This is a genomic window from Ochrobactrum sp. SFR4 (assembly GCF_019730395.1).
In the GTDB taxonomy this organism is placed as follows: Bacteria; Pseudomonadota; Alphaproteobacteria; order Rhizobiales; family Rhizobiaceae; genus Pseudochrobactrum.
In genome coordinates, this window is sequence record NZ_JAAPBB010001329.1 from 1 (window position 1) to 238 (window position 238).

The 238-nt window shown below is 53.8% G+C and carries 1 protein-coding gene; it reads right to left on the reverse strand.

Annotation, left to right across the window (positions count from 1 at the left end):
* On the reverse strand, nt 1–213 hold a 213-nt coding region (locus HBA93_RS23340), incomplete at its 3' end, for an SDR family oxidoreductase (protein ID WP_221724804.1).
* Nucleotides 214–238: the final 25 nt, after the last annotated feature.

Sequence of the window (238 nt, forward strand, 5' to 3'; positions counted from 1 at the left end):
GTCAGTCACATCGCAATGGCCGCAAAGCAGTGCGTCCAATTCAGCAGCGAGCGGCTCAACGCGCTTCTTCATTGCATCGCCCTGATAGGTCAAAGCAATCTCAGCACCGGCATCCCGGGCAGCTTTGGCAATACCCCAGGCGATAGAGCGGTTGTTGGCCAGACCCAAGATCAGCCCGCGTTTTCCTTGCAACAAACCGGATTTGGTGGTCATGCACCATACCTCATAAAAATATCAT